We start from the raw sequence: 2,987 nt of genomic DNA, 5'->3' as shown, positions 1-2,987 counted from the left end.
GCGAGTAAAGCAGAGGCTTTCCCGACTGTTTCGCTTGAAGCGACGACGGGTTATGATCTGAATGCTTCCCGCGATAATACGACCAGCAATGATCGCCAGCCGGAATATTCGGTCGGCGTGAATGTGTCGTCCAGCCTTTATAATGGCGGTCAGACAGGTGCGCGCAAACGTGCTGCGGCTTACGGTCTTCAGGCAGCGGAATCGGCAATCAGCACGGCACGCATCGATATGGAACGCAATCTCATGGAGTCGCGAAGCCAGATCGGTACGTTGAACCGGCTTATGTCATCGCTCGAATTGCGCGCCGGTATGATGGTGAAAACCCGCGATCTTTATCGAGAACAATATGTGGAACTGGGCACAAGAACATTGCTCGATCTGCTCAATGCCGAGCAGGAATTGCATGAGTCCCGGTTTCAGTCAGCCAACACGGTGCATGATATCAGGCGCCTCAATCTGAACTGCCTCTATAGCTCAGGCAAAATGCGCCAAGGTTTTGGTCTTCAGGCATCGGCATTGCGGGGAGACGGGAGCAACCAATGAAGCGTGGCGAGAACCCTCCAATTATCGATCCGTCGATTGAACTTGGTCTGATTGGCGAACAACCAAAGCCTGAGGCGCCATCACGCTTCAATGTTGAAGACTGGCTCGAAGCGCTGGAACTGGTGGCAAAGCATTACCGAATGCCTGTATCCGTGCAGGGAACCAAGCTTGCGGCCGCCGCTGATCTCAACATCGACGACAAAGCAAAAATTCGCGCTATGGCCCGTCACATGGGGCTGGGTGTCAGGCTTGTTGAGCCAACCAAGATCACCCTTTCGACCTGGCATCTGCCGTTTGTTCTGATGCTCAAGGATAAGCAGCTTGCAGTGGTGCATACGCTTTCAAAGGACGGGCAGGCGAGTGTCTGGTTAAGCGGCGAAGAGGGGCTTGAGCAGCCGTTTGCGCTGAAAGATCTTCTGGCTGAGACAGAAAGTGTTGTGCTTGCCCGACCATCGAAAACCGTGCCCGATGCGCGTGTCGATGCCTATATCAAGCCGTATGAAGAAAACTGGCTACGGAAGATTATTTTCCGCGATATCGGATCTTATAGCCATGTGCTGGTTGCCTCGCTGATCGCCAATACGCTGGGTCTCGCGGGCATATTATTCTCGATGCAGGTCTATGATCGCGTCGTGCCTGCACAATCGTTCAACACGCTTTATGTGCTGTTCAGCGGCGTTTTGCTGGCGATATTCTTTGATTTCATGATGCGCCGTGCGCGCATGGGCATCATCGACATGCTCGGCAAACAGACCGACTTGCAGATGTCCGATGTCGTGTTCGGTCACGCCTTGCGTGTTCGCAATCGAGCGCGACCGACATCGACAGGATCGTTTATCGCGCAATTGCGTGACGTTGATCAGGTACGTGAATTGCTCACCTCGACGACGGTGTCCGCGCTGGCCGACCTTCCGTTCTTTTTCCTGTTCCTTGTCATTTATTCGGCGCTGGTTGGCTGGATGGTCTTCATACCGCTCGGCGCGCTGGTTCTTCTGATTTTGCCGGGCCTTTTCCTGCAACGGCGGTTAAGAGCTTATGCCAATGCGGCCATGCGTGAGGCCTCGCTTCGTAATGCCATGCTGGTTGAAACCGTGCAGGGCATCGAGGATATCAAAGGGCTGCAGGCAGAAGATCGGTTTCAGCAGCAGTGGAACCACTTCAATGCCGTAACGGGTGAGGCACAGATCAGGCTTCGTGCCTTGACCAATAGTCTCAGTGTGTGGACGCAGAATGTGCAGGGCGGGGTTTATGCTCTGACAGTTTTTGTGGGTGCGCCGCTGATTATTTCGGGCGACATGACAACGGGTGCGCTGGTCGGCGCATCTATTCTTGGCTCCCGCATGTTGGCGCCGATGGGTCAGTTGTCTCAGATCATGGGGCGCTTGCAACATGCGCGTATTGCCAAGCGTGGCCTTGATCAGCTGATGCAAATGCCGGTCGATCATCCCGATAGCGAAACCCGTATCCACTGCCCGAAGATTGACGGCTCCTATCGATTGAAGGATGCCATTTTCCGCTATGGCGATGAGAACTCTACCCCCGTTCTTCTGATCAAGGATCTGAAGATCAAGCATGGAGATCGCATTGCCGTGCTTGGGCGTAATGGTGCGGGCAAATCGACCCTGTTGCTTGCTCTTTCCGGACTGCTTGATGCAGCTGAAGGTGAGGTTCTGCTCGACGATCTTGCCTTGCCGCAAATAGATCCCGCCGATGTGCGACGGGATGTGGGTCTGCTGACGCAGAACTCGCGCCTGTTCTTTGGCACTTTGCGCGAGAATATCACCATGGGTGCGTCTGATGCTTCGGATGCGGAGATACAGCGGGTGCTTGCCATGGTTGGAGCAGATGGGTTTGTACGTCGCCTGCAGAAAGGTCTTGAACATCTGGTTCAAGAAGGTGGTGGCGGTCTTTCAGGGGGCCAGAAACAGGCCATTTTGCTGGCACGACTTTTGATCCGCGATCCATCGGTTGTGCTTCTCGATGAGCCGACATCAACCATGGACGAGGCCACAGAGCGGCATTTTATCGAACAATTCGCGAAATGGAGTGTCGGGCGCACGGTCGTTATCGCGACGCACCGAATGCGCGTGCTCGAACTCGTGCAGCGGCTGATCGTCGTTGAGAACGGGCAGGTTGCATTGGACGACAGCAAGGAACGCGGTCTGCAGACATTGCTGGGCATGAGCAAGGTAGAAACACCTAAACAGGCGTGATCCGGAGGGATACAGCATGGCGGCCATCGGCGGAGACTTTGGTGCCTGGGTAAACGGAAGCGAGCAAGGGCTTCAGCTCAAGAAGAAGAAGCGCTTTGTTCGGCTCGTCTTCGTTTTCTTCATCATTCTGGTGGGCTGGGCCTATTGGGCTTTGCTTGATGAAGTCTCTAACGGGACAGGTAAAGTGGTGCCGACCTCGCAGGAACAGGTCATTCAGTCACTCGAGGGCGG

Annotated in this window: 2 protein-coding genes and 1 pseudogene; all 3 read left to right on the top strand. The window is 54.7% G+C overall.

Annotated elements, in window-relative coordinates; all coding sequences use genetic code 11:
- The coding region (locus CEV34_RS03095; RefSeq protein WP_179253457.1) for a TolC family protein at positions 1 to 543 on the top strand (543 nt) is incomplete at its 5' end.
- Entirely contained in the window at positions 540 to 2,756 is a 2,217-nt protein-coding gene (locus CEV34_RS03090; RefSeq protein ID WP_007876148.1) for a type I secretion system permease/ATPase, read from the top strand. The genes CEV34_RS03095 and CEV34_RS03090, both read left to right, overlap by 4 nt.
- 16 nt (positions 2,757 to 2,772) lie before the next feature.
- Positions 2,773 to 2,987, top strand: a pseudogene (locus tag CEV34_RS03085) (secretion protein HlyD); the annotation flags it as partial.

Origin of the sequence: Brucella pseudogrignonensis (genome assembly GCF_002252525.1) — a bacterium.
GTDB lineage: Bacteria > Pseudomonadota > Alphaproteobacteria > Rhizobiales > Rhizobiaceae > Brucella > Brucella pseudogrignonensis.
The sequence above is the reverse complement of the archived record's forward strand: the minus strand, read 5'-3'. Positions and strand labels throughout refer to the sequence as shown.